At 71.4% G+C, this 22,796-nt stretch carries 17 protein-coding genes; 8 read left to right on the top strand and 9 right to left on the bottom strand.

All coding sequences use genetic code 11. The annotated features are described in order from the left end of the window. Positions 1 to 65: 65 nt before the first annotated feature. Positions 66 to 860, top strand: a complete 795-nt coding sequence (locus H9Y04_RS05435; RefSeq protein WP_187812507.1) for a methyltransferase domain-containing protein — start codon at positions 66 to 68, stop codon at positions 858 to 860. Positions 861 to 925: 65 nt separating this feature from the next. Here the strand turns inward: H9Y04_RS05435 and H9Y04_RS05430 are convergent, their stop codons facing one another. The 3 genes from H9Y04_RS05430 to fdhA all read right to left on the bottom strand — a co-directional run bounded on the left by H9Y04_RS05430 (position 926) and on the right by fdhA (position 4,167). Beyond that, positions 926 to 1,864, bottom strand: coding sequence for a carbohydrate kinase family protein (locus tag H9Y04_RS05430; RefSeq protein WP_438818086.1), 939 nt, complete (start codon positions 1,862 to 1,864; stop codon positions 926 to 928). A gap of 47 nt (positions 1,865 to 1,911) precedes the next feature. Then, positions 1,912 to 2,811 carry a pseudouridine-5'-phosphate glycosidase gene (locus H9Y04_RS05425; RefSeq protein WP_187813047.1) on the bottom strand — a complete coding sequence of 300 codons (900 nt, stop codon included), beginning with the start codon at positions 2,809 to 2,811 and terminating at the stop codon, positions 1,912 to 1,914. 129 nt (positions 2,812 to 2,940) lie between these two features. Next, on the bottom strand, positions 2,941 to 4,167 hold the full coding sequence (gene fdhA / locus H9Y04_RS05420; protein ID WP_187812506.1) for a formaldehyde dehydrogenase, glutathione-independent: 1,227 nt from the start codon (positions 4,165 to 4,167) through the stop codon (positions 2,941 to 2,943). A 202-nt stretch (positions 4,168 to 4,369) separates the two neighbouring features. On the opposite strand from fdhA, the gene H9Y04_RS05415 reads away from it, so the two are divergent. Next, a complete protein-coding gene (locus H9Y04_RS05415; protein WP_187812505.1) occupies positions 4,370 to 4,756 on the top strand; it encodes a cupin domain-containing protein in 387 nt (128 codons plus the stop codon). Positions 4,757 to 4,852: 96 nt separating this feature from the next. On the opposite strand, the gene H9Y04_RS05410 is transcribed toward H9Y04_RS05415, so the two are convergent. From H9Y04_RS05410 to H9Y04_RS05400, 3 genes are all read right to left on the bottom strand, one after another. After that, a complete protein-coding gene (locus H9Y04_RS05410) occupies positions 4,853 to 6,145 on the bottom strand; it encodes an MFS transporter (RefSeq protein WP_187812504.1) in 1,293 nt (430 codons plus the stop codon). A 97-nt stretch (positions 6,146 to 6,242) separates the two neighbouring features. Then, positions 6,243 to 6,818 carry a methylated-DNA--[protein]-cysteine S-methyltransferase gene (locus tag H9Y04_RS05405; protein ID WP_308800866.1) on the bottom strand — a complete coding sequence of 192 codons (576 nt, stop codon included), beginning with the start codon at positions 6,816 to 6,818 and terminating at the stop codon, positions 6,243 to 6,245. Between the two features lie 66 nt (positions 6,819 to 6,884). After that, positions 6,885 to 7,778: a glycerophosphodiester phosphodiesterase gene (locus H9Y04_RS05400; protein ID WP_187812502.1), complete on the bottom strand. Its 894-nt coding sequence runs from the start codon at positions 7,776 to 7,778 to the stop codon at positions 6,885 to 6,887. A 280-nt stretch (positions 7,779 to 8,058) separates the two neighbouring features. On the opposite strand from H9Y04_RS05400, the gene H9Y04_RS05395 reads away from it, so the two are divergent. From H9Y04_RS05395 to H9Y04_RS05370, 6 genes are all read left to right on the top strand, one after another. Then, the gene (locus H9Y04_RS05395; RefSeq protein ID WP_187812501.1) at positions 8,059 to 8,895 is read left to right on the top strand and encodes an MHYT domain-containing protein; all 837 of its coding nucleotides are present in this window, start codon (positions 8,059 to 8,061) and stop codon (positions 8,893 to 8,895) included. Positions 8,896 to 9,067: 172 nt separating this feature from the next. Beyond that, entirely contained in the window at positions 9,068 to 11,233 is a 2,166-nt protein-coding gene (gene uvrB, locus H9Y04_RS05390) for an excinuclease ABC subunit UvrB (protein WP_187812500.1), read from the top strand. 286 nt (positions 11,234 to 11,519) lie between these two features. Further along, a complete protein-coding gene (locus H9Y04_RS05385; protein WP_187812499.1) occupies positions 11,520 to 12,098 on the top strand; it encodes a TerD family protein in 579 nt (192 codons plus the stop codon). 157 nt (positions 12,099 to 12,255) lie between these two features. Beyond that, complete coding sequence (locus H9Y04_RS05380; RefSeq protein WP_187812498.1) at positions 12,256 to 14,235, top strand: TerD family protein; 1,980 nt, start codon at positions 12,256 to 12,258, stop codon at positions 14,233 to 14,235. Positions 14,236 to 14,575: 340 nt separating this feature from the next. Further along, positions 14,576 to 15,577, top strand: coding sequence for a TerC/Alx family metal homeostasis membrane protein (locus tag H9Y04_RS05375; protein ID WP_214660871.1), 1,002 nt, complete (start codon positions 14,576 to 14,578; stop codon positions 15,575 to 15,577). Between the two features lie 148 nt (positions 15,578 to 15,725). Next, positions 15,726 to 16,616 (top strand): siderophore-interacting protein, encoded by an 891-nt coding sequence (locus tag H9Y04_RS05370; protein ID WP_236070601.1) that lies wholly within the window; start codon positions 15,726 to 15,728, stop codon positions 16,614 to 16,616. A 174-nt stretch (positions 16,617 to 16,790) separates the two neighbouring features. Here H9Y04_RS05370 and H9Y04_RS05365 read toward each other — a convergent pair whose 3' ends face one another. The 3 genes from H9Y04_RS05365 to H9Y04_RS05355 form a co-directional block, all read right to left on the bottom strand. Further along, positions 16,791 to 20,438, bottom strand: coding sequence for an AfsR/SARP family transcriptional regulator (locus tag H9Y04_RS05365; RefSeq protein WP_187812496.1), 3,648 nt, complete (start codon positions 20,436 to 20,438; stop codon positions 16,791 to 16,793). Between the two features lie 104 nt (positions 20,439 to 20,542). Then, positions 20,543 to 21,808, bottom strand: coding sequence for an MFS transporter (locus tag H9Y04_RS05360; RefSeq protein WP_187813045.1), 1,266 nt, complete (start codon positions 21,806 to 21,808; stop codon positions 20,543 to 20,545). A gap of 142 nt (positions 21,809 to 21,950) precedes the next feature. Beyond that, entirely contained in the window at positions 21,951 to 22,688 is a 738-nt protein-coding gene (locus H9Y04_RS05355; protein WP_187812495.1) for a D-Ala-D-Ala carboxypeptidase family metallohydrolase, read from the bottom strand. Positions 22,689 to 22,796 lie beyond the last annotated feature (108 nt).

Raw genomic sequence — 22,796 nt, 5'->3', positions numbered from 1 at the left:
GAAACTTCCCTCGCCGTCCCGCTCAAGAACCGTCACAGACCCGCACAACTGGGATGATCGGCCCCATGACGCGAACCGACGGCTACCTCCTCGACAACCGACAGGCCGAGGCCGGACAGCGCTTCGACGCGCTCTCGGCCCTCTTCGACCCCTCCACCTTCCGGCACTTCGAACGACTCGGCGTGGGCCCCGGCTGGCGCGTATGGGAAGTGGGAGCCGGCGGCACCTCGGTGATCGGCTGGCTGGCCAAGAAGGTCGGCCCCACGGGCCGGGTGCTCGCCACCGACATCGACACCTCGTGGGCCGACGCCGCCGCACGACAGCCGGTGCAGGTGCTGCGCCACGACGTAGGTGCGCAGGAGCCGCCCGGGGAGGGCTTCGACCTGGTGCATGCCCGCCTCGTCCTGGTCCATGTGCCGGACCGGGAGCGCGCGTTGCGCTCCATGGTCCGGGCGCTGCGCCCGGGCGGCCGACTGCTGGTCGAGGATGCGGACCCGGCGCTGCAGCCGCTGGTCTGCCCCGACGAACACGGCCCCGAACAGCAGTTGGCGAACCGGCTGCGGCACGGTTTCCGCGCGCTGCTCGCCGAACGCGGCGCCGACCTCACGTACGGCCGCAGGCTGCCCCGGCTGTTGCGTGAGGCGGGACTCTCGCAGGTGGAGGCGGACGCCTACTTCCCCGTGTCCTCGCCGGCGTGCACCGCGCTGGAGCTGGCGACGGTCCAGCAGGTGAGGGAGAAGCTGGTCGCGGCCGGGTACGCCACCGAGGCGGATGTCGACCGCCACTTGGCGAACGTCGCGGCCGGCTCCATGGACCTGGCCACCTCACCGATGATCTCGGCTTGGGGTCGCAAGACCTGACGGCTCGGGCGCCTCCCGGCGGAGACTTGACGGCTCGGGTCGCCTCCCGGCGGAGACCTGACGGCTCAGGCCCCCGCCGGGTGGCGGTCGCGCACCACGGGCGGCCGCGCCCCCACCCGCACGACCGCGTCGGCCCCCGCCCGGCATCCCTGCGCCACGGCCTCCGCGTCCGACGCCCCCGCTAGCCGGGCCGCCAGGAACGCACCCGTGAACGCGTCGCCCGCCCCGGTCGTGTCCACCGCCGTCGCGCCGGGCGCCGCGGGGATCCGCGCGACCACCTCTCCAGCCCGGCAGATCAGCGCACCCTGAGCCCCCTGCTTGGCGACGACCAGCGGGAACCGCCTGCTCAACTGGCAGGCGGCCGCGACCGGTTCCGTACGCCCGGTCAGACAGCGCGCCTCGTCATGGCTGGGCAGCAGCACCGTCACGCCCGCCACGGCGTCCAGGAACCTCCCGACCCCCGTCTGGGCGAGAAACCCGGCTGACGCCGGGTCCACGCTGACACCGATGCCCCGCTCACGCGCCGTACGGATGGCCTCTACCGCGGCCGCCCGGCTCGACTCGGCGAAGAACAGATAGCCCGAGACATGGAGATGGCCCACTCCGTCGAACAACGCGGGCGGCACATCCCCCGGCCGCAGCCGCAGTACCGCACCACTGTCGGTGAGAAAGGTGCGTTCGGCTCCCGCGGCCCCGTTCACCAGGCACACCACTGTTCCGGTCGGCGCTTCCTCGTCGACGACGAGATGCGCCCGTACGCCCGCATCGGTCAGCCGGCGCGCATGCCACTGTGCCGCATCCGCCCCGACGCGGCCCGCGAACCGCACGTCCGCCAGGCCCCGGTACGCCGCCCAGCAGGCCACGTTGGCGCCCGCGCCGCCCGGCACCGACCGGATCGCGGCCGCGGTGTCCGTGCCGGGCGCGAGCGGATCCGGATGGCAGGCCACCACATCGGTGACCACATCACCCAGGACGAGCAGCCCCTTGCCGCGCTCGGCCCGCAGCCCCTCGTGACCTTTGCCGCGCTCGGCCCGCAACCCCGCGCCCCCGCTCACACCCACGCCGACGCGATCCGTGCCGCAAGGCGGACATTCCCGCGTACCGCCGCGAGATTGGCGCGCAGAGAGGCCCCCTTGGTGCGCCGTACGAGGAAGTCCAGAAGGAACGGCGTGACCGCCTGGCCCGTCACCCCTTGCTCCTCGCAGGCCCGCAAGGCCTCGTCCAGGACCCGGTCGTGGAGCGCGGGATCGAGCTGGTCCGCGACCGGAACCGGATTGGCGACGATCAACGCCGCGTCGGGACCGCCGAGTTCGTCCTGCGCGTGCAGCACCGCGGCCACATCCGCGGGGGAGTGCAGCGACCAGTCCACCGGCTGACCCGAATCGGCCACATAGAACCCGGGGAAACGTTCCGTGCGATAGCCGGCCACCGCTACGCCCAGCGTCTCCAGACGTTCGAGCGTCGCCGGTACGTCGAGGATCGACTTCACTCCCGCGCAGACCACCGCGATCCGGGTCCGCGCGAGCAGCCCCAGGTCGGCCGACTCGTCCTGGGTGGTGGTCCACTGCCGGTGCACGCCGCCGAGTCCGCCGGTCGCGAAGATCCGGATGCCGGCGTGGGCGGCCAGAAAAGCCGTACCGGACACGGTGGTCGCCCCGGTCGTGCCCGTCGCCAGGGCGAGCGGCAGATCGCGCTGGCCGAGCTTGCGTACGCTCTCGCCGGCCGCGATCCGCTCCAGCTGCTGCTTGTCCAGGCCGATCCTGGCCTGGCCGTCGACCACGGCGATGGTGGCGGGTACCGCGCCCTCTTCCCGTACCGACTCCTCGAATTCCAGGGCGACTTCGAGATTGCGCGGGCGTGGCAGCCCATGCGCGATGATCGTCGACTCGAGGGCCACGACCGGACGCCGCCCCGCGATCGCGTCCCGTACCTCAGCGGAAACCACCAGCACGCGCATGTCTCCCCTCGTCGAGCACATTCGTCGTGTCCCCTTCATCCTTGGCGAGCGCGGCGGACCGCCAAACCGCCGCGGCACGGGCGTGCCCGCGCACCCTCACGGATGCGCGGGCACGCGACTGGCTCAGACGGGACGTACGCCGTCCAGTGCTCCATGCGGATTCAGTACGTACTTACGGCTGGCGCCCTGGTCGAACTCGGCGTAGCCGCGCGGGGCGTCCTCGATCCCGATCACCGTGGCGTTCACGGCCTTCGCGATGTGCACACGCTCGTGCAGGATCGCCATCATCAGACCGTGGTGGTACTTCATCACCGGGCACTGCCCCGTGGTGAAGCGATGGCTCTTGGCCCAGCCCAGGCCGAGCCGCACCTTGAGCGTGCCGCTGCGGGCGTCCTGGTCGACACCGCCCGGGTCGTCGGTCACATAGAGACCGGGGATGCCGAGCGCGCCGCCCGCGCGGACCATGCCCATCAGGGAGTTGAGCACCGTGGCGGGTGCCTCGGGCGCGTCCGGGCCGTGCGCCCGTGCCTCGAACCCGACCGCGTCCACCGCGGCGTCCACCTCGGGCTCGCCGAGGATCTGGGCGATCTGCTCCTCCACGTTGCCGCGGGTGAGGTCGATCGTCTCGCAGCCGAAACTCCGGGCCTGGGCGAGGCGTTCGGCGTTGAGATCGCCGACGATCACCACGGCCGCGCCGAGCAGCTGCGCCGATGCCGCGGCCGCGAGCCCGACGGGCCCGGCCCCGGCCACGTACACCGTCGAGCCGACCTTGGTGCCGGCGGTGACCGCGCCGTGGAAGCCGGTCGGGAAGATGTCGGACAGCATGGTCAGGTCGAGGAGCTTCGCGCGCGCCTGGTCCCGGTCGGGGAACTTGAGCAGATTGAAGTCCGCGTACGGGATCATGACGTACTCGGCCTGTCCGCCGACCCAGCCGCCCATGTCGACATAGCCATAAGCCGCCCCGGGGCGTGCCGGGTTGACGTTCAGGCAGAGTCCGGTCTTGCTCTCCTTGCAGTTGCGGCAGCGGCCGCAGGCGATGTTGAACGGCACCGAGACGATGTCACCGGTCGCGATGGTCTCCACATCGGGACCGCATTCGACGACCTCTCCGGTGATCTCATGCCCGAGCACAAGGCCCTCGGGCGCGGTGGTGCGGCCGCGGACCATGTGCTGGTCGCTGCCGCAGATATTGGTGGCCAGGACCTTGAGGATCACACCGTGCCGGCATGTGCGGCCGACGTTCTCGGGTGCGACCCCCGGCCCGTCCTGGAGTTCAAGCGTCGGGTAGTCGATGGTCCTGACTTCCACGGCTCCCGGCTTGAGATACGCGACTGCCCTGTTTCCGCTCATGGCTCGATCGCCGTCCCTTCGGCTTCTGGCAGCGGATGTACGGAGCTCACGGGCGGGCGCGCCCGCGGCTCGAACGGCCTGTGCGCATGGCGGAGTCTGCTACCGGGGAGGGAAGGCGGCCAGGGGGTGCGGAGGGGTAATCGGGCCGGTTCGTACAGCCCGGCGGGGAGGGCGGGGACGGGGGTCTCTAGAGTGACCGGCCATGACGACTGATCTTGAATCCACCCGTGCCGCCGACGATGTCGCTCCCGCCTCCTTCGCGGTGCACATCCCGGACGCCGAGCTCGAACCCGAGCTGCTCGACCCCGCACAGATCGTTTCCGGTACGCCCGAGGTGACCGGCAAGGTCCTGTGGGAGTCGCCGGACGGCAAGCAGCTGCGCGGCATCTGGCAGATCACCCCGGGCGTGGTCACCGACACCGAGGCGAACGAGCTGTTCGTGGTGGTGAGCGGGCGGGCGACCGTGGCCGTCGAGGGCGGGGACGTCCTCGAACTCGGTCCTGGTGTGGCGGCGGTGCTGCGCGAAGGGGACCGTACGACCTGGACCGTGCACGAGACGCTGCGCAAGGCGTACCACATCAGCCTCTGACGTGATCGGCCTCTGATTGATGGGCCGCTTTGATAGGCCGCTTAATGGGCCGCTTGATGGGATCGGCCTCTGACGTGAGCCGGCCTCCCCGGGCGGTCAGGCTGCCGCGTCCGGCGCTTGCTTGGCCTTGGGTGCCCACCGCGGCGTGAGCACCGCGAGCGCGGCCAGGGGAAGCAGCAGTACGGCGGCGATCAGGTTGAGCCAGCCGTAGCTCGCCTGCGCCACGATCAGGCCGGCCGCGGCGCCGCCCACGCCCGCCGCCGTGTTCATGGTCAGGTCCGACAGACCCTGCGCGGCGGCCCGGGCCGGCTGCGGCACGGAGTCGGTGAGCAGGGCGGAGCCCGAGACCAGACCGGCCGACCAGCCGAGGCCGAGGACGAACAGGCCGATGGCGGTCTGGGTGTGGTTCGGGCCCGCGGTGCCGGCGAGCAGGGCCGCGACGGCGAGCAGCGAGACGGCCAGGGAGATCACGGAGAGCCGCCCGAGGCGGTCCGAGAGGCGGCCCATCACCGGTGAGAACGCGTACATGCCGGCGATATGGCCGCTGATCACCAGACCGATCAGATCGATGTCCGCGCCGTGGTGGCCCAGGTCGACCGGGGTCATCGACATGATCGAGACCATCGCGGTGTGCGAGACGGCGACCGTCACGAGCGCGAGCCGGGCCCGCGGTGAGGCGGCCACCGCGGCGAGTCCGGCGCGCAGCGAGCGGCCCTGCGGCGAGCTGTCCGCCTCGGGTTCCAGCGCGCGGGCGGTGAGCAGCGGATCGGGCCGCAGCAGTACGGCGACGAGCACGGCCGATATGAGGAACACTCCTGTCGCCCACAGGAACGGGCCCGACGCCTCGGGGATGCCGAGCCCTGTGACGCTGCGGCCCGCGGGCGCGGCGATGTTGGGGCCGAGGACGGCGCCGATGGTCGTGGCCCAGACGACATTGGAGATCGCCCGCGCCCGGTGCTGCGGTTCGGCGAGATCGGCCGCTGCGAACCTGGCCTGCAGATTGGCGGAGGACGCGGCACCGAAGCCGGCCATGCCGACGAGCAGCAGCGGAAAGTTCCCGATCGAGGCGGCGAGCACCACGACCCCCGCGCCCAACGCCCCGATCACATACGCCAGTACGAGCCCCGGCCGTCGTCCGCGCCGGGTCATCAGCGCGGCCAGCGGCATCGACAGGATCGCTGTGCCGGCCACCATCGCGGTGGGAGCGAGCCCCGAGAGCGCCTCGGTGCCGCTGACCTCCTGGGCGAGGACGGCGGCCAGGGCGATCCCGGTCGCGACGCCGAGCCCGCCCAGGATCTGGCTGGCGATCAGCACGGCGTTGGTCCGCCGGCGCAGCGCGGGCACCTGCTCCGGCGTGATCGATATGTGGGCGGGATCGGTGGAGGTCACCGGCGCAGTGTGCCAGGCGGCGTGGGCGGCGCGGCAGGGCGGGCGGTGCGTATGGGCGCCGGACCCGCGGGTGCACCCGTCCCCGGGACCGGCCGCCTCAGAACAGCGGCTCCGGCAGCACCCCTTCCAAGGCGAGCAGCTTCCGCTTCGTCTCCAGACCCCCGCCGAAACCCCCGATTCCGCCGTCGCGCTCCACGACCCGGTGGCAGGGCACCACGACGGGCAGCGGGTTGGACCCCATCGCCGCGCCCACCGCCTGCGCGGCGCCCGGCTGCCCGACCCGGGCCGCCAGATCTCCATACCCGACGACCGCCCCGTAGGGCACGCCGTCGTTCAGCTCGCGCAGCACCTGGCGGTTGAATCCGTCGGTCAGCGACCAGTCGAGAGCGAGCGTGAACGCCCGCAGCTGCCCGGCGAGATACGCCCGCATCTGACGTATGGGCTCGGCGAGACGCGGCGAATCCGGCGCGTGGACCACCGCACCGTCGAACCGCGCGGCGAGCCCCGCCACGGCCTTGTCGCGCACCCGCGGGTGCGCGTGGAAAACCACGTTGACCAGCCCGTCCTGCGTCGCGGCGAGCAGCAGCGGGCCGATGTCGCTGTCGACGACGGCCCACTCGACGGCGGCCGGCCCGCCGCTCGCGGTCTGTGTGTTGTGCCCTTCGGAGTTCACGCGGACCACGGTACGGCGGGCCACTGACAACGCCTTCGGGCCGACGCCCGAAGAGCGGGCCGGGGCCTAGTCGGCGACGGCTTCCCGTACGACATCGGGCCGGTTGGTGATGATCCCGTTCACGCCGAAGCCGGCCGCCCGTCGGGCGTTCGCCGCGTCGTCCACCGTCCACGTGAGGATCTCGAGCGGCCTGCCGTGCGGACCGCGCAGCGCGTGAATGGCCGAAACGTAATCCGCGCTGATCGTCCCGTGGTTGGAGTTGATCTGGTCCGCAAACTTCGCATATGCGGGCAGATCGGCCACCGCCGGAGTGCCGAGGAACCCGGTCTTGATGTCAGGGCGTTGGGCGCGGACCGCCTTCACCGAGTTCGCGCTGAAGCTCTGGATCACCAGCTTGTGCTTGACGTGTCGGCGGTCGAGCCAGCCGGTCTTGCGCAGGACACGCAGGGTGTCGCGCTCGATCCCCGGGTAGAGCTCGGGCTTCTTGATCTCCAGGACCAGCTTCTGGCGGTTGTGCTCCACGCGGTTCATGTACTGCTCGAGCGTCGGCACGCGCGCGCCCTTGAACTTGGCGCCGAACCAGCTGCCCGCGTCCAGCTTGGCGATCTCGGCGGCGGTGAAGTCCGCGACCTTCCAGGGGGAGCGGCCGGGGAAGACCTGCTCGACGTCGGTGGTCCGCGCCAGCGAGTCGTCGTGCATGATCACGAGTTTGCCGTCCTTGGTGCGCTGGACGTCGTTCTCGACCCAGGTGAAGCCGAGTTCGCGGGCCTTGTCGATCGCGGCGAGCGTGTTCTCCGGTGCGTACGCCGAGGCTCCGCGATGGGCCACGACGACCGGCTCGGAGCTTTTCGCGGATGTCGCTGTCGCGGGGGAGTGGGCCGGAGCGGCGGAGGCGGGCAGGACGAGTGCCCCGACGCCGATGAGCGCGGCGGTCGTGGCTGCTGCAGTGCGTGCGTGCACCTGGACTCCTCACGTCGTGCGAGCAAAGACCGACCGAGCGTGGCAGCCGAGGGGCAACGGGGGACAGGTGCAGGTTGGCCACAAGTTGAACGGAGTTACTCAATACGGAACATGTTGGTGTCCGCCATTGGCGAAGCCGGTGAGATTTTGCCGAAGAATCGTTCGTACGTTCCGCTTGGACCCTTAATCTCTGCTCAGCACCGGCCATATGTCCGGCGGTGCGTTGGGGTGCGGGGGCGCCCCTGGGGCAGTCAAAAAGGGGCGAAGGGGTCATCCCACCATGCAGGGCACCGTCGACGGATTCAGTTACGGGTTGGTCACCCCGATCGCCGCATACGTGATGGCCTGTGTGGGCGGAGCCCTCGGGCTGCGCTGCACGGCGCGGTCGCTGGTGGTGGGAAACTCCTGGCGGCCTGGCTGGCTGGCGCTCGGCGCCGCGGCCATCGGCTCCGGGATCTGGACCATGCACTTCATTGCGATGATGGGCTTCACCGTCAAGGAAGCGCCCATCAGTTACGACCCGTCGCTGACCTTCGCCAGTCTCGGCGTCGCGATCGTCATGGTCGGCATCGGTGTCTTCATCGTGGGCTATCGAGGGCCCACGGTCATGGCCCTGTTCACAGGCGGCACGATCACCGGCCTCGGCGTCGCCTCGATGCACTACCTCGGCATGGCCGCCATGCGCCTGCGCGGCGCTCTGGAGTACGACACCGTCACGGTCGCGGCCTCGGTGGTCATCGCCGTCGTCGCCGCGACGGCCGCGCTCTGGTGCGCCGCCCAGGTCCGGGGCTTCCTGTGGAGCCTGGGCGCCAGCCTGATCATGGGGCTCGCGGTGAGCGGAATGCACTACACCGGCATGGCGGCGCTCAGCGTCCATCTGCACAGCACCCCCGGCGTGGTCGCCGGGGATTCGCCGGCCGAGCTGCTCGCTCCGATGATGGTCGGCCCGCTCGCGTTCCTGCTGCTCGCCGGCGTGATCGTGATGTTCGACCCGCTGATGATCATGGGCAAGCAGGACTGGCAGCCCGCGGGCCAGGCGGCAAGGAACGCCCCGCCCGCGCCGCGGCGCAGCGTGGGCGCCTCGCGCAGGGGCTCGCAGTACCGACAGGACTGGTGAGCCGGTACCGCAAGGACCGGTGAGCCGGTGACGCCAGGACCGGTGGGCGGGGCCGGCGAGGCCGTGAGCGGCTCCGCGAGACGGTGAGCCGCGGCCGCCGGGCCGCACCGGTCCCGGCGGGCTGCGGCGGCGATCCGGCCCCGATGTCAGTGCCGGGTCGTACGGTGGTTGCATGCGGCCCGAGACCGAGACCACCATCCAGAACATCCAGCGGAGCGAGCGGCCTTTCGAGGTCATCAGCCCGTATCAGCCCAGTGGCGACCAGCCGGCGGCCATCGCCGACCTGGAGCGCCGTATCCGCGCGGGCGAGAAGGATGTCGTCCTGCTCGGTGCCACGGGTACGGGAAAGTCGGCCACGACGGCCTGGATGATCGAGAAGCTCCAGCGCCCGACCCTGGTCATGGCGCCGAACAAGACCCTGGCGGCCCAGCTGGCCAACGAGTTCCGCGAGCTGCTGCCGAACAATGCGGTCGAGTACTTCGTGTCGTACTACGACTACTACCAGCCCGAGGCCTACGTCCCTCAGTCGGACACCTACATCGAGAAGGACTCCTCGATCAACGAGGAGGTGGAGCGCCTGCGCCACTCCGCGACCAACTCGCTGCTCACCCGCCGCGATGTCGTCGTGGTCGCCTCGGTCTCGTGCATCTACGGTCTCGGTACGCCGCAGGAGTACGTCGACCGCATGGTGCACCTCAAGGTCGGCGAGGAGGTCGACCGCGACCAGCTCCTGCGCCGGTTCGTCGACATCCAGTACACACGCAATGACCTGGCCTTCACGCGCGGCACCTTCCGGGTGCGCGGCGACACCATCGAGATCTTCCCGGTCTACGAGGAACTGGCCGTACGGATCGAGATGTTCGGCGACGAGATCGAGGCCCTTTCCACGCTGCACCCGCTCACCGGCGAGATCATCAGCGACGACCAGGAGCTGCATGTCTTCCCCGCCACGCACTATGTGGCCGGTCCGGAGCGCCTGGAGCGCGCCGCCAATGACATCGAGAAGGAGCTGGGGGAGCGCCTCGCCGAGCTGGAGAAGCAGGGCAAGATGCTCGAGGCCCAGCGGCTTCGCATGCGCACCACGTACGACCTGGAGATGCTGCGCCAGATCGGCTCCTGCTCGGGCGTCGAGAACTACTCGATGCACTTCGACGGCCGCTCGCCCGGCACCCCGCCGCACACCCTGCTCGACTACTTCCCCGACGACTTCCTGCTCGTCCTCGACGAGTCCCATGTGACCGTGCCGCAGATCGGCGCCATGTACGAGGGCGACGCGTCCCGGAAGCGGACCCTCGTCGACCACGGTTTCCGGCTGCCGTCCGCGCTGGACAACCGCCCGCTGAAGTGGGAGGAGTTCCAGCAGCGCATCGGGCAGACGGTCTATCTGTCGGCGACTCCGGGGCAGTACGAACTCTCGCGCGGCGACGGCTTCGTGGAGCAGATCATCCGCCCCACAGGCCTGGTCGACCCGGAGGTCGTGGTCAAGCCCACCGAGGGGCAGATCGACGACCTGGTGCACGAGATCAGGCAGCGCACCGAGAAGGACGAGCGCGTCCTGGTCACCACCCTGACCAAGAAGATGGCCGAGGACCTCACCGACTACTTCCTCGAACTCGGCATCCAGGTTCGCTATCTGCACAGCGACGTCGACACCCTGCGTCGCGTCGAACTCCTGCGGGAGCTGCGCGCCGGTGAGTACGACGTGCTCGTGGGCATCAACCTCCTGCGTGAGGGCCTCGACCTGCCCGAGGTCTCCCTGGTCGCGATCCTGGACGCGGACAAGGAGGGCTTCCTGCGCTCGGGCACCTCCCTGATCCAGACCATCGGCCGAGCGGCGCGCAACGTCTCGGGCCAGGTCCATATGTACGCGGACAAGATCACGCCGGCGATGGAGAAGGCCATCGACGAGACCAACCGCCGCCGGGCCAAGCAGATCGCGTACAACACGGAGCACGGCATCGACCCGCAGCCGCTCCGCAAGAAGATCAACGACATCGTGGCGACCATCGCCCGCGAAGAGGTGGACACCGAGCAGCTGCTGGGCAGCGGCTATCGCAAGGGCGGTAAGGACGGCAAGGGCGCCAAGGCTCCCGTGCCTTCGCTCGGCGGAGCCAAGACCGGGGGCGCGAAGCCGGCCAAGGGCAAGGCGAAGAAGGCCGAGCCCGGTACGCCCACCGACCGTCCCGCGGCCGAACTGGCCGAGCAGATCGAGGAGATGACCGAGCGGATGCGCGCCGCAGCGGCGGATCTGCAGTTCGAGATCGCGGCGCGGCTGCGCGACGAGGTCTCGGAGATGAAGAAGGAACTGCGGCAGATGCGCGAGGCGGGGCTGGCGTAAACGACAGCGATCCGGGCCCGCGCCCGTACGTAGCGGCAGCGGCCCGGGCCCTTCCCGTACGAAGCGGCAGCGGCCCAGGCCCTTCCCGCGCAAAGCGGCAGCTGAGCACGGTTGCCCACAGGTGCGTGAGCCGCGGTCGAACCCCGTTCCCGCCTCGAAGTGTTGCAAGACCGACACAATGCCGGGACCGGGGTTCGGCGTTGTCAGCGGCACTGCGTAGGGTTCAGGGCAACCGCACGCACAGGCGGCTGGCGGGGATGAAGTTGGGGATGAGAGGGGACAGCGCGTGACGGTCAATATGACCAAGGGTCAGGCCATCAGCCTGCAGAAGAGCGACGGGGGCACGCTGACCGCGGTGCGCATGGGCCTCGGCTGGCAGGCGGCTCCGCGCCGCGGCCTGTTCGGCTCGCGTACGCGCGAGATCGACCTGGACGCCTCGGCGGTGCTCTTCGCGGACAAGCAGCCGGTCGACGTGGTGTTCTTCCGTCACCTCGTCAGCGACGACGGCTCGGTGCGGCACACCGGTGACAATCTGGTCGGCGGCGTCGGCCAGGGCGGCGACGACGAGGCGATCCTCGTCGACCTGCAGCGCGTTCCGGTGCACATCGACCAGATCGTGTTCACGGTCAACTCGTTCACGGGCCAGACCTTCCAGGAGGTGCAGAACGCCTTCTGCCGGCTGGTCGACGAGACCAACGGCCAGGAGATGGCGCGCTACACGCTGGACGGCGGCGGCCAGTACACCGCCCAGATCATGGCGAAGGTGCACCGCAATGGCACCGGGTGGACGATGACGGCGCTCGGCCAGCCGGCCAACGGCCGTACGTTCCAGGACCTGATGCCGGCGATCCTGCCGCACCTGTAGACACAAGGCAGTTCGCGGTACGCGGCTCCCGGCGCCCCAGCGGCCACCCGGGAGCCGTCCGCGTCCGCGCACCCGGACACCTGTCAGGCAGGGGAGCCGGCGCACCGCCGCACACCGCAGCGCCCAATTGACCGCAGCGACGAGGGGGACCAACACCATGACGGTCGAGCTGGTACGGGGACAGAATGCCCCGCTGCCTCAAACCCGTCTGGAGATCCGGGTATCCGCAGGCAAGCCGATAGTGGCGGGCGCCACGCTGAGCGACGCGCAGGGCAAGGTGCGCGGCGCCGAGTGGATCGCCCATCCCGGATCGCCGCAGCTGCCCGGACTCGAGGTCTCCCAGCAAGCCGCGGCGGATCACCGCCTGGCCGTGGATCTGGAGGCGCTGCCGGACCCGGTGGAGCGGGTGAATGTGCTGCTCGCACTGCCCGTTGGCGTCGGCGGCCCGGTCCGTTTCGGCGCCGTGGCGGCCCCCTTCATCGCGGTCACCGGGCTCGACGGGTCCGAGGTCGCGAGCTATACGATCACCGATCTCGATCCCGAATCGGCCGTGGTGGCACTGGAGTTGTACCGCAGGAACGGGGTCTGGAAGGTCCGCGCCGTGGGCCAGGGCTATGCGGGCGGACTCGCCGAGATGCTCGCCGACCAGGGCCTCGGCCAGTCGCGCGAGATCGCCACGCAGATCCTCGACGCGGTGGCGCGCGGGATGGCCCGCTCGGTCGCGGCGCCTCCTCCGCGTACGGCCGAGGGCGATCGCGTACGGCACACGGCGGCCACCGCCGGCTCGGCCGCGGGCGACCACACCGCCGGCGCACCGCAGCCGCCTGCCACCGCTGGTCCCGCACCCGCACAGCCGCCCACCACCGGCGGCCCCGGATCCTCCGTACCGCCGGAGCAGTCCACCGCGGACGGCATCAACTATGCGCACCCCGGCCGCCGCCCCGCCGCGGCCGCGCCCCCGACCCCGCCGCCCACCGCGCCGCCCGCGCAGCCGGGACAGCCCGCGCAGCCCGTGGCCGGGGACGCGACCGGCTGGTCGATGGAGGAGCGGCTGTACAACCAGGTCTGGGGCATGTTCGAGGACCTGGCCCGCACCACCGCCGCGTACCGCAGCGCCGTGGACTTCGCGGAGTCCCGGATGGAACAGGAGCTGGACAAGGTCCTCTCCGATCCGCGCAGCCGGATCGGCGGCACGGGCGACGCCGCCCGTGAGGCAGCCCGCGCCAAGCAGACCGCGCTCGTGGACCAGGCCCGTGCCGTGCTCGACCGGGACCTCGCCCAGCTCAAGGCCGAGGCGGAGGTGGTCGAACCGGCCCTGCCACCGGCCTTCGCCGCCTGGGACAACCCCGTGTGGCAGGCGTACCGCGTGCCCATGGAGATCCCCATGGCGCTGCGCCTCGGCGATCTGCATCTGCCGGAGAGCGCCGATGTACGGATTCCGCTGCTCATGCGGCTGCCCATGGAGCGCGGACTGTGGATCGACTGCGGCCGGTCGTCCTCCGGCAGCGTCACCTTCCACGACAGCGCCGAGCTGCACCGGCTCGCCATGGACACGGCGGTCGCGCATGCGGCCAGGCTGCTCGCGGTCTACCCGGCCGGTGACTTCTCCGTGCATGTCATCGACGCGGGCGGCAGCGCGGCCGGTTCGCTCGCGCCGCTGCTCCAGGCCGGAGTGCTCGCGCACCCGCCGGGCCACGGGGCCGCCGGAGTCACCGAGGTGCTCGCCCGGCTGACCAAGCGCGTCGAACTGGTGCAGATGGCGATCCGCGGCGGCGCCACCGACGCGCTGCCGCCGGACCTCGACACCGGTGAGCAGCTCCTGATCGTCCATGACTTCCCGCACGGCTTCGACGACCGCGCCGTGACCCAGCTGCGCTATCTCGCGGACGAGGGCCCGGCGGTCGGCGTGCACCTCATGCTGGTGGCCGACCGCGAGGACGCCTCCGCGTACGGGCCGATCCTCGATCCGCTCTGGCGCTCCCTGCTACGGCTGACCCCAGTACCCGACGACCACCTGGCCGATCCATGGATCGGCCACGCCTGGACGTATCAGCCCGCCCTCGTGCCGCCCGGCAGCTCCGTGCTGCAGCAGGTGCTGGCCCAGGTGGCGCAGGCGCGGCGCGAGTGGGGTCGCTGACGCACGCCGCGTACTGCCTGATGCAAACCGTGTACGGCTGGAGGGCTCCTCGTCCGCGAGGGGCCCTTTGCCATTCCTTTCCCTGTCCTTAGGCCCTTGAGCTGCGGACTTGGGGTGCGCTTTACCCCACCCTTTACCTTCTCTTGGGTTTCCCTGTAGTCTTCTGCGTGCGGAGGGGAGTACTCCCGACTGCGACGCTTCCGTCAATACGGACCACAAAGGGTCCCGGGACGTCGGCCCGACCGAGAGGTGAATGGATCTCGGGTGGAAGAGACCTCCGGCAGCGACGACGCTGGTATTTGTGCCGTTACGTACTGCCGGAGGCGCAGTGGAAGTTTCAATGACTCTTTGGGTGCTGACCGTGGTCGGTCTGTGCGCCCTCATCGGTGCCGACTTCTTCATCGGGCGCAAGCCCCACGACGTGTCGATCAAGGAAGCCGGGATCTGGACGGTTGTCTGGGTCGTGCTGGCCGTGCTCTTCGGAGTCGGCCTGCTGATCTGGGGCAACAGCCAGGCGGCCGGTGAGTTCTTCGCGGGTTACATCACCGAGAAGTCGCTCAGTGTCGACAACCTCTTCGTCTTCATCCTGATCATGGCGAAGTTCGCGGTGCCGTCCCATCTGCAGCAGCGGGTGCTCCTGATCGGCGTCCTTGTCGCCCTGGTCCTGCGTGCGATCTTCATCGCCGCCGGCGCGGCGATCATCGCCAGCTTCTCCTGGGTCTTCTACATCTTCGGCGCGTTCCTGATCTACACCGCCTGGAAGCTCATCCAGGAGGCGCGGGCCGACGAGGAGGAAGACGACTGGGAGGAGAACAAGATCCTCAAGTCGATCGAGAAGAAGTTCGGCGTCGCGGACAGGTACCACGGCACCAAGCTCTTCGTGGTCCAGCACGGCAAGAAGGTCATGACGCCGCTGCTTGTCGTGATGCTCGCGATCGGCATGACGGACATCCTCTTCGCGATGGACTCGATCCCGGCGATCTTCGGCCTGACCCAGGACCCGTACATCGTCTTCACAGCGAACGCCTTCGCCCTGATGGGTCTGCGACAGCTGTACTTCCTCATCGGCGGCCTGCTCAAGAAGCTGGTCCACCTCTCGTACGGTCTGTCGATCATCCTCGGCTTCATCGGTGTGAAGCTGGTGCTGCACGCCCTGCACGAGAGCGGTGTGCACGTACCGGAGATCTCGATCCCGCTCTCCCTGGGCGTCATCTGCGCCGTGCTGATCGTCACGACGATCACCAGCCTGATGGCCTCGAAGAAGATCGCGGCGGCCGAGGCGGAGGCCGAGGCCAAGAAGGCCACCGCGGAGTCCGGCGAGAAGGCCGACATCGAGGCCTGACCGCCTCACCCGCGCTGTCCCGCAGCCCGTCCGCACTCCGGTGCGGGCGGGCTGCCGCGTTCTCCGTGCCCCGCGTCTCTCGTGCTTCGCTTTCGCGTGTAGCCGGCTTGTCGACGGTCTGTAGACGGCTGCCGGGAGGCTCGCCCTCATGACGTACGAGATGACACTCCCGGTCCGTTCCCTCCAGGTCGTGGAGGTGCGGCGGCCCACGCCGCGCCTGGCCCGGGTCACGTTCGGCGGTGCCGGACTGGCGGGCCCGCGGCTCGCGGGCCCCGACCAGCAGGTGAAGCTCTACTTCCCGAGGCCGGGTCAGGACGAGCCCGTACTGCCTGCTCCCGAGGGCGACTTCATGAGCTGGTACGAGGCGTTCCACGCGCTTCCCGAAGAGGTGCGCCCCTGGACGCGCAGCTACACGATCCGCCGGCACGACCCCGTGCGCGGCACAATCACCGTGGACTTCGTCCTGCACGGGGGCGGGTCCGACGCGGGCCTGCACGGGGACGGCTCCGACGGGCCGGCCACGGCGTGGGCGCGGCGGGCCGAGCCGGGGCAGCGGCTGGCGATGTTCGGGCCGTCGGACTACTTCGCCAAGCCGGTGCCGCTGGGCACCACGGACTGGATGCTCTTGGCCGGGGACGAGACGGCGCTGCCCGCCATCGCCACGGTGCTCGAGGCGCTGCCCGCGGGGGCTCGGGCGGTGGCCTTCGTGGAGGTGGCGGACGGTGCAGAACGGCAGGAGATCGCCACGCGGGGCGAGGTGACGGTGCACTGGGTGGAGCGGGACAGCGGCGGCCGCCTCGCCGAGACCGTGCGGGCCGCGGTCTTCCCCGAAGGGTCGGTGTACGTCTGGCTCGGCGGTGAAGCGGGATCCGTACGGTCGCTGCGCCGCCACCTGGTGGCCGACCGCGGGATCGCCAAGCAGAGCGTCCACTTCTCCGGCTACTGGCGGAAGAGTCTGACCCAGGACGACGCGCCCACGGAGGCGGACCTGGCGGATGCGCGGGAGCTGCTGGCTCAGGCGGAGGCGGGGGCGGAGTAACGCGGGGGCGGGGGAGTGGCGCGAGGGCGGAGGCCGGGACGTAGGGCTGGGCGAGCCAGGGCGGGCCAGGCGTCGCAGGGTTGCGGCGAGGGCGTGGCGGCGCGGGCCGAGGTGGTCCAAGCGTCGCAGGGCTGCGGCGAGGGCGGGCCGGGCCAGGACGCGCAGGCCCGTGGATCACACCAGCCCGGCCGCCCCCTCCACGGACAGCTCGCTGCCCTCCGCGTACGCCCGCGCGTACGCCGCCGGTTCGAGCACGGCTCGCAGTTCGGCCTCCGCGTGCCGCCGCATCGCGGCCTGATCCGGGAACGGACGGAAGCCCATCCCGCCGCTCAGCGCCTGCCGGTCGTACGCACCGAGCAGCCGCGCCCCGTCCTCGCCCTCGCCGAGCCGCGCCTTGGCCCAGGCGGCGGCGAGGAACTGGTCCACAACCAGCTGCGGCGCCACCAGATACGCGACGCCCGACATGCCCCGTACCGCTTCCCGCAGGTGGTGCTGCGCCGAGGCGTACCGCCCTTCGAGGCAGTCGAGCCAGCCGTGCACTCCCTCGACCGTTCCGCGGAACAGCTGCGGCACACCCGTCGGCAGCGCCCTCTCGACCTCCGCGAGCTGCGCACGCGCCTCGGACAGACGGCCGGTGCTGCCGTAGTGACGGGCGAGCAGCAGCCGGGCCGTGCCCAAGGAATCGTCGCCGTGGTGCGCCGACTCCCCGACGGCTTCGAGCAGCATCCGCTCGGCGGCGGACCGGGCGCGGGGATCCTCGGTCGTACGGAGCCGTACGTCGGCCAACCGCGCCTTGAACAAGGGCACTTGACGGTACGCCCCGGCCTCGGTCGCCCCGTCGACGGCCCGCGCGAAGTCCTCCGCGGCCCGGTCGAAGAGCCCGCGCCGCAGATATGCCTCGCCCCGCGCGGACAGCGCCTCGGCGATACCCCAGGGATCCCCGGTCCGCTCGAAATGGCGCAGCGCGCGGGCCGCGTCCTCGGTCGCCTGCTCCAGGGTGGCCGGCCGGTCGTGCACGAACTTCGCCCGCATGAGCAGCGTGAAGCCCAGCTCCCAGTGGTGGTTCGCGCGCCATTCGGGGCCGAGCTCCCAGCAGTCGCGGACCACGGTGTCCATGGTCTCCTCGAGCCCGGGCAGGTCCCCGGTCATCATGCGCGCGAAGTACCACATCGACCCCGGCTGCCGGCAGACCTGCGGCAGCCCGCTGCGGTACGCGGCCACGATCCGGCGCAGGTACGCCTGTTGGCCGGGGGAGTGCGGCGCGCCCGCGGACCCCGGCCCGCCACCCGCTGTCCGGCCACCTGCCGTCCCGCCACGCGTCGACTCGTCCCCCGACGTCCTTTCCCCCGACTTCTCGGCCCCCGACTTCTCGTCCCCCGGCTTTTCCTCTCCCGCCGCCTGATCCTCCGTCGCCGCGGCCTGCACCAGCAGTCGCGCTCCCCGCCGCGCCTCCCAGACCTGCTCCTCCTCCCACGGCGGGGCACTGTCGGTGCAGCGCTCCTCCAGAGGTACGGCAGGACGCACCGGCTCCTCGAACGGGTCGGGTCCGAGTGCCGCGACGGCCGTCGACCAGGCGACGACATCGGCCTGATGGCCGCGCAGCTGCCAGAACCAGCTCATCGCATGGACCAGGCACAGCCCGTCCTGCTCCGCGCCGGCCTCAACGGCCGTGCGCAGCGCGGCCCGTACGTTGTCGTGCTCCAGCTCGAACCGTTCGAGCCACTCGACCTGCCGTGGCCCCCGCAGCTCGGGCTCCCCTGAGCGCGTCAGCTCGCGATAGGCCATGAGATGCCGCAGCTCGTACGCCGAGCGCTCGCCCGATGCGTCCAGCCGTGCGGCCGCATACTCGCCGACGGTCTCCAACAGCCGGTAGCGCATGCCGAAGCGGCCGCCCGGGTCCGCCACGACCAGCGACTTGTCGACCAGAGCCCCGAGCACATCGAGGGTGTGCGGCCCGTCCTCGCCGCACACCTCCTGTGCCTGTTCCAGGGCGCACCCGCCCGCGAACACGGCAAGCCGGCGCAGCACGGCCCGCTCGTCCTCGTCGAGCAGCTCCCAGGACCAGTCCACGACGGCCCGCAGGGTCTGCTGACGCGGCAGCAGGGTGCGCGCACCGCCGGTGAGCAGCCGGAAACGGTCGTCGAGCCGGTCCGCGATCTGGCGCGGAGTGAGCAACCGCAGCCGGGCGGCGGCCAGTTCGAGCGCCAGCGGCAGGCCGTCGAGCCGGGCGCAGATCTCCGCGCAGGCCTCGGCGTCGTCCTCGCTGCGGAACCCCGGCCGTACCGCCGCACCCCGCTCGCCGAACAGGCGCAGCGCCACGTCCTGGGGGAGGGGCTCCACAGGACGGACGGCTTCACCCGGCACGCCGAGCGGCGCACGGCTCGTGGTGAGGACGGTCACCCCGGGGCAGCGGGAGAGAACGTCCTCGGCCAACTGGGCCGCGGCGTCGATGACATGTTCACAGTTGTCAAGGATCAGGAGCATCCGCCGCCGGCCGCAGTGCTCCACCAGGCGGGCCGACGGATCCTGGGAAGCGGGCTGCAGGTCCTGCGCCGCGCCGGGGCCGCGCAGCGTGGTCTCCCGCGCGCCGAGCGCCGTGAGCACCGCTTCCACCACCGCCGACCCCTCCCGTACGGGAGCGAGTTCGGCCATCCAGACGCCGTCCGGCCACACCTCCTTCTGGGCTTCGGCCGCTTCCAGGGAGAGTCGTGTCTTGCCGACGCCGCCGGGGCCGAGCAGCGTGACAAGTCGTTGCTTCCCCAACTCGTCGGCGAGCTCGGAAAGTTCCCGATCGCGACCGACGAAGGAACTCAGCCGCGCACGGAGATTGCCGGACACCCGCCGCTCACCGGCCTCGCGCCCGCCATTGGCCCCGGCGTCCCGCCGCTCACCGGCCTCGCGCCCGCCATTGGCCCCGGCGTCCCGCCGCTCACCGGCCTCGCGCCCGCCACTGGCCCCGGCGTCCCGCCGCTCACCGGCCTCGCGCCCGCCACTGGCCCCGGCGTCCCGCCACTCACCGGCCCCGCCACCCCGTCGTCCACCGGCCCAGCCATCCCCTCGTCCACCGGCCCCCACACCCCGAGCCGCCGCCCCCAGCAACTCCCCATACACCGCCTGCAGTTCCTCGCCGGGATCGCTGCCCAGCTCCTCGACCAGCGTCCTGCGGACCTCCTCATACGCGGCCAGCGCCTCGGCCCGCCGCCCCGCCGCCAGCAAGGCGCGCAGCCGCAGCGCCTGCAGCGGTTCGTCGAGCGGACGCCGGACGGTGAGCACGGTGAGCTCGTCCAGCGCGCCGGCCGCCCGGCCCAGGGCCACCTCGGCGGCGAGCCGCGTCCGCCGTGCCTGTGCGTACTGCAGCTCGGCCCGTACGGCAGCGGGGTCGCTCTCCCGCCCCGGCAGGTCGAGGAGCACCTCACCCGACCACAGCCCGAGCGCGTCCTCCGACAAGGCGGCGGCCCGCGCGGCATCCCCGGCGTCCAGCGCGGCCGTACCCTCCGAGACCAGCCGCTGGAACCGGAACAGGTCGACGTCCTCCGCCGTCGCCGCCAGCCGGTAGCCGCCGGGCCCGGTCTCCACCGCGGCCGGCCCGATCGCCTTGCGCAGCCGCCCGACCAGCGCCTGCAGCGCCTTCACCTCGTCGGCAGGCGGCTCCTCGTGCGCGGGCCTGATCTGCGCGGCCAGCTGTCCGGCCGGCACACTGCGCCCGGGCGCCAGGGCCAGCGCGGCGACGAGCGCACGGATCCGGGGCCCGCCGAGCGGTACCTCGGTCCCGTCCTGGCGCAGGACCCGGGTGGTGCCGAGGAGCCGGTAGCGATAGATCACCCGGCCATTGTCGCGTGCGCGGTCGCGCGGCCGGCCGAGGTGCGGGTCAGCCCGTCGCGCGGCCGGCCGAGGTGCGGGTCGGCCCACGCGCCCGGGCGCTCGGCTCACGCCGCAGCAGCCTCTTCCACCGCGACCTCGCGCGTCTCCGGCAGCAGCGCGAAGCACCCGAGGCTCACCAGCGCGATCACCGTCAGATACGCGGCGACTCCCCACGGCGGCCCGTCCCCGCGCCCCGCCACGGCCGTCGCCACGATCGGGGTGAGCGCCCCGCCGAGCACCCCGCCCAGGTTGTAGCCGACAGCGGCGCCGGTGCACCGCACCCGCGGCTCGTACAGCTCCGGCAGATACGCGGCGAGCACCGAGAACATCGCGATGAACGCCAGCAGAGCGACCAGGAATCCGCAGAACATCAGGACCGGCTCACCGGTGCTGAGCAGCCCGATCAGCGGGAACATCCACAGCGCCGCCGCCCCGGCCCCGTACAGACACAGCGGCCGCCGCCCGAACCGGTCCCCGAGCATCGCGGCGAACGGAGTCGTGGCGCCCTTGATCGCGACCGCGGCCATGATGCAGGTCAGCATCACCGTACGGGTCACGCCCAACTGCTCGATCCCGTACGAGAGTGCCCAGGTCGAGACGGTGTAGAAGATGGCGTACCCGATGGCCATGGAGCCCGCCGTGAGCAGTACCAACCGCCAATGGTCACGCGCCACTTCGAAGAGCGGCACCCGCGCATGCTCCTGTACGCCGAGGAACTGCGGCGTCTCCGTCACGGCATGGCGCAGCCACAGCCCGGCCAGTGCGAGCGCACCCGCCGCCCAGAACGGCACCCGCCAGCCCCAGGCCGCGAACTGCGCGTCGCTGAGGGAGGCGGTCAGCGCGAGCATCACACCGTTGGCGAGCAGAAAGCCCACCGAAGGGCCGATCTGCGGAAAGCTCGCCCACAGTCCGCGCCGGGCGGCGGGCGCGTGCTCGGCGGTGAGGAGTACCGCGCCGCCCCATTCGCCGCCGAGCCCGAGCCCCTGCAGAAAGCGCAGCAGGAGCAGCAGCAGGGGCGCGAACACTCCGATCGCGTCATACGTGGGGACACAGCCCACCGCCACCGTCGCGCCGCCCGTCAGGAGCAGGGAGCCGATCAGGACGGGGCGCCGTCCGCGCCGGTCCCCGATGTGCCCGAAGAGCACCGAACCCAGCGGCCGGGCGAGGAAGCCGATGCCGAACGTGCCGAAGGCGGCGAGCGTGCCGGCGAGCGGCGAGAAGGTCGGGAAGAACAGCGGCCCGAGCACCAGGGCGGCCGCGGTGCCGTAGATGAAGAAGTCGTAGAACTCGATCGCCGTGCCGGCCAGGGAGGCGGCGGCGAGCCGGGTCATGGAGACGGGAGGGTGGGCCGGAGGGGCATCGGTGCCGGTCAGGGATGGGTCGCGCATGACGCGTCAACTGCTCGCGGTCCGCCCCGGTTACGTGCGCGCCGGACTCACGGCTCCGGTACGGGAGCCGTGAGTCCGGGGCGGGTCAGATGCCGCAGCTTGACGCGGACCAGAAGCGGCTCGCGCGGTGATCGACATGCGTGTGGTCGCTGTGGCCCGGATAGCCGGGGCCCAGGATGCCGTTGAACCCGTGGTTGCGGGCCTGTTGTGCCAGCCGGCACAGCGAGTGCGGGCCCGCCCCGAGGTCGGCCGCGTCGCCGTAGAGGTGGCGGCTGCCCTCGGCCCCGCCGACGGCGTCGTTGCAGGCGTAGGAGCGGAAGCCGCTGGTGACCCGGATCGGCTCGTCGCCGAGCGCGTGGCGCAGTGCCTCCAGCTTCCACATGGTCCGCAGGGCGTTGGACTTCGCGGTGGTCGCGCTCACGGCGCCGCCCGCCCAGGTGGAGTTGCAGTTGTTCAACTCGGCGTAGGAGAAGTGGACCGGCGTGCAGTCGTCGTCCTGAAGGGCGTAGATCTTGCTGAAGGTGGCAGGTCCGGCGACGCCGTCGGCGGCGAGCCCGTAGGCCGACTGGAAGCGCTTGACGGCGGCTGTGGTCGCCGGTCCGTAGGCGCCGTCGATCGCCAGCACACCGCCCGATCCCGGGTAGCCGGCGACCCGGATCTGCAGCTGGGTGACATCGGCGCCCGAAGCGCCCTGCGACAAGGTGCGGGACCACGTGTAGCAGCCGTCGGCCTGTGCGGCGCCGGCCGTGGCGACCACGCCGACCACCGAAGCTGCAATGACCATGACAATCGAGAGGAGAAGACGTAAGGCACGTCTGGACATCGGGCCCTCCAGAGGGGGATGGGGAGTCCGGTACGGGTGCGCGCACCGCCGAGCCTGACGCCCTGGTCGACGCGCGTCAACGGGCGTCGGCAACTGCCATTTGTCCGC

The organism is Streptomyces polyasparticus (genome assembly GCF_014493765.1).
In the GTDB taxonomy this organism is placed as follows: Bacteria; Actinomycetota; Actinomycetes; order Streptomycetales; family Streptomycetaceae; genus Streptomyces; species Streptomyces polyasparticus.
This window is presented reverse-complemented; position numbering and strand designations above follow the sequence as displayed.

Coding starts and splice junctions, on each gene's coding strand:
- H9Y04_RS05435 (WP_187812507.1), top strand. CDS start 66: ATGACGCGAACCGACGGCTACCTCCTCGACAACCGACAGGCCGAGGCC.
- fdhA (WP_187812506.1), bottom strand. CDS start 4,167: ATGAGCGGAAACAGGGCAGTCGCGTATCTCAAGCCGGGAGCCGTGGAA.
- H9Y04_RS05415 (WP_187812505.1), top strand. CDS start 4,370: ATGACGACTGATCTTGAATCCACCCGTGCCGCCGACGATGTCGCTCCC.
- H9Y04_RS05395 (WP_187812501.1), top strand. CDS start 8,059: ATGCAGGGCACCGTCGACGGATTCAGTTACGGGTTGGTCACCCCGATC.
- uvrB (WP_187812500.1), top strand. CDS start 9,068: ATGCGGCCCGAGACCGAGACCACCATCCAGAACATCCAGCGGAGCGAG.
- H9Y04_RS05380 (WP_187812498.1), top strand. CDS start 12,256: ATGACGGTCGAGCTGGTACGGGGACAGAATGCCCCGCTGCCTCAAACC.
- H9Y04_RS05375 (WP_214660871.1), top strand. CDS start 14,576: ATGACTCTTTGGGTGCTGACCGTGGTCGGTCTGTGCGCCCTCATCGGT.
- H9Y04_RS05370 (WP_236070601.1), top strand. CDS start 15,726: ATGACGTACGAGATGACACTCCCGGTCCGTTCCCTCCAGGTCGTGGAG.
- H9Y04_RS05360 (WP_187813045.1), bottom strand. CDS start 21,808: ATGACCCGGCTCGCCGCCGCCTCCCTGGCCGGCACGGCGATCGAGTTC.
- H9Y04_RS05355 (WP_187812495.1), bottom strand. CDS start 22,688: ATGTCCAGACGTGCCTTACGTCTTCTCCTCTCGATTGTCATGGTCATT.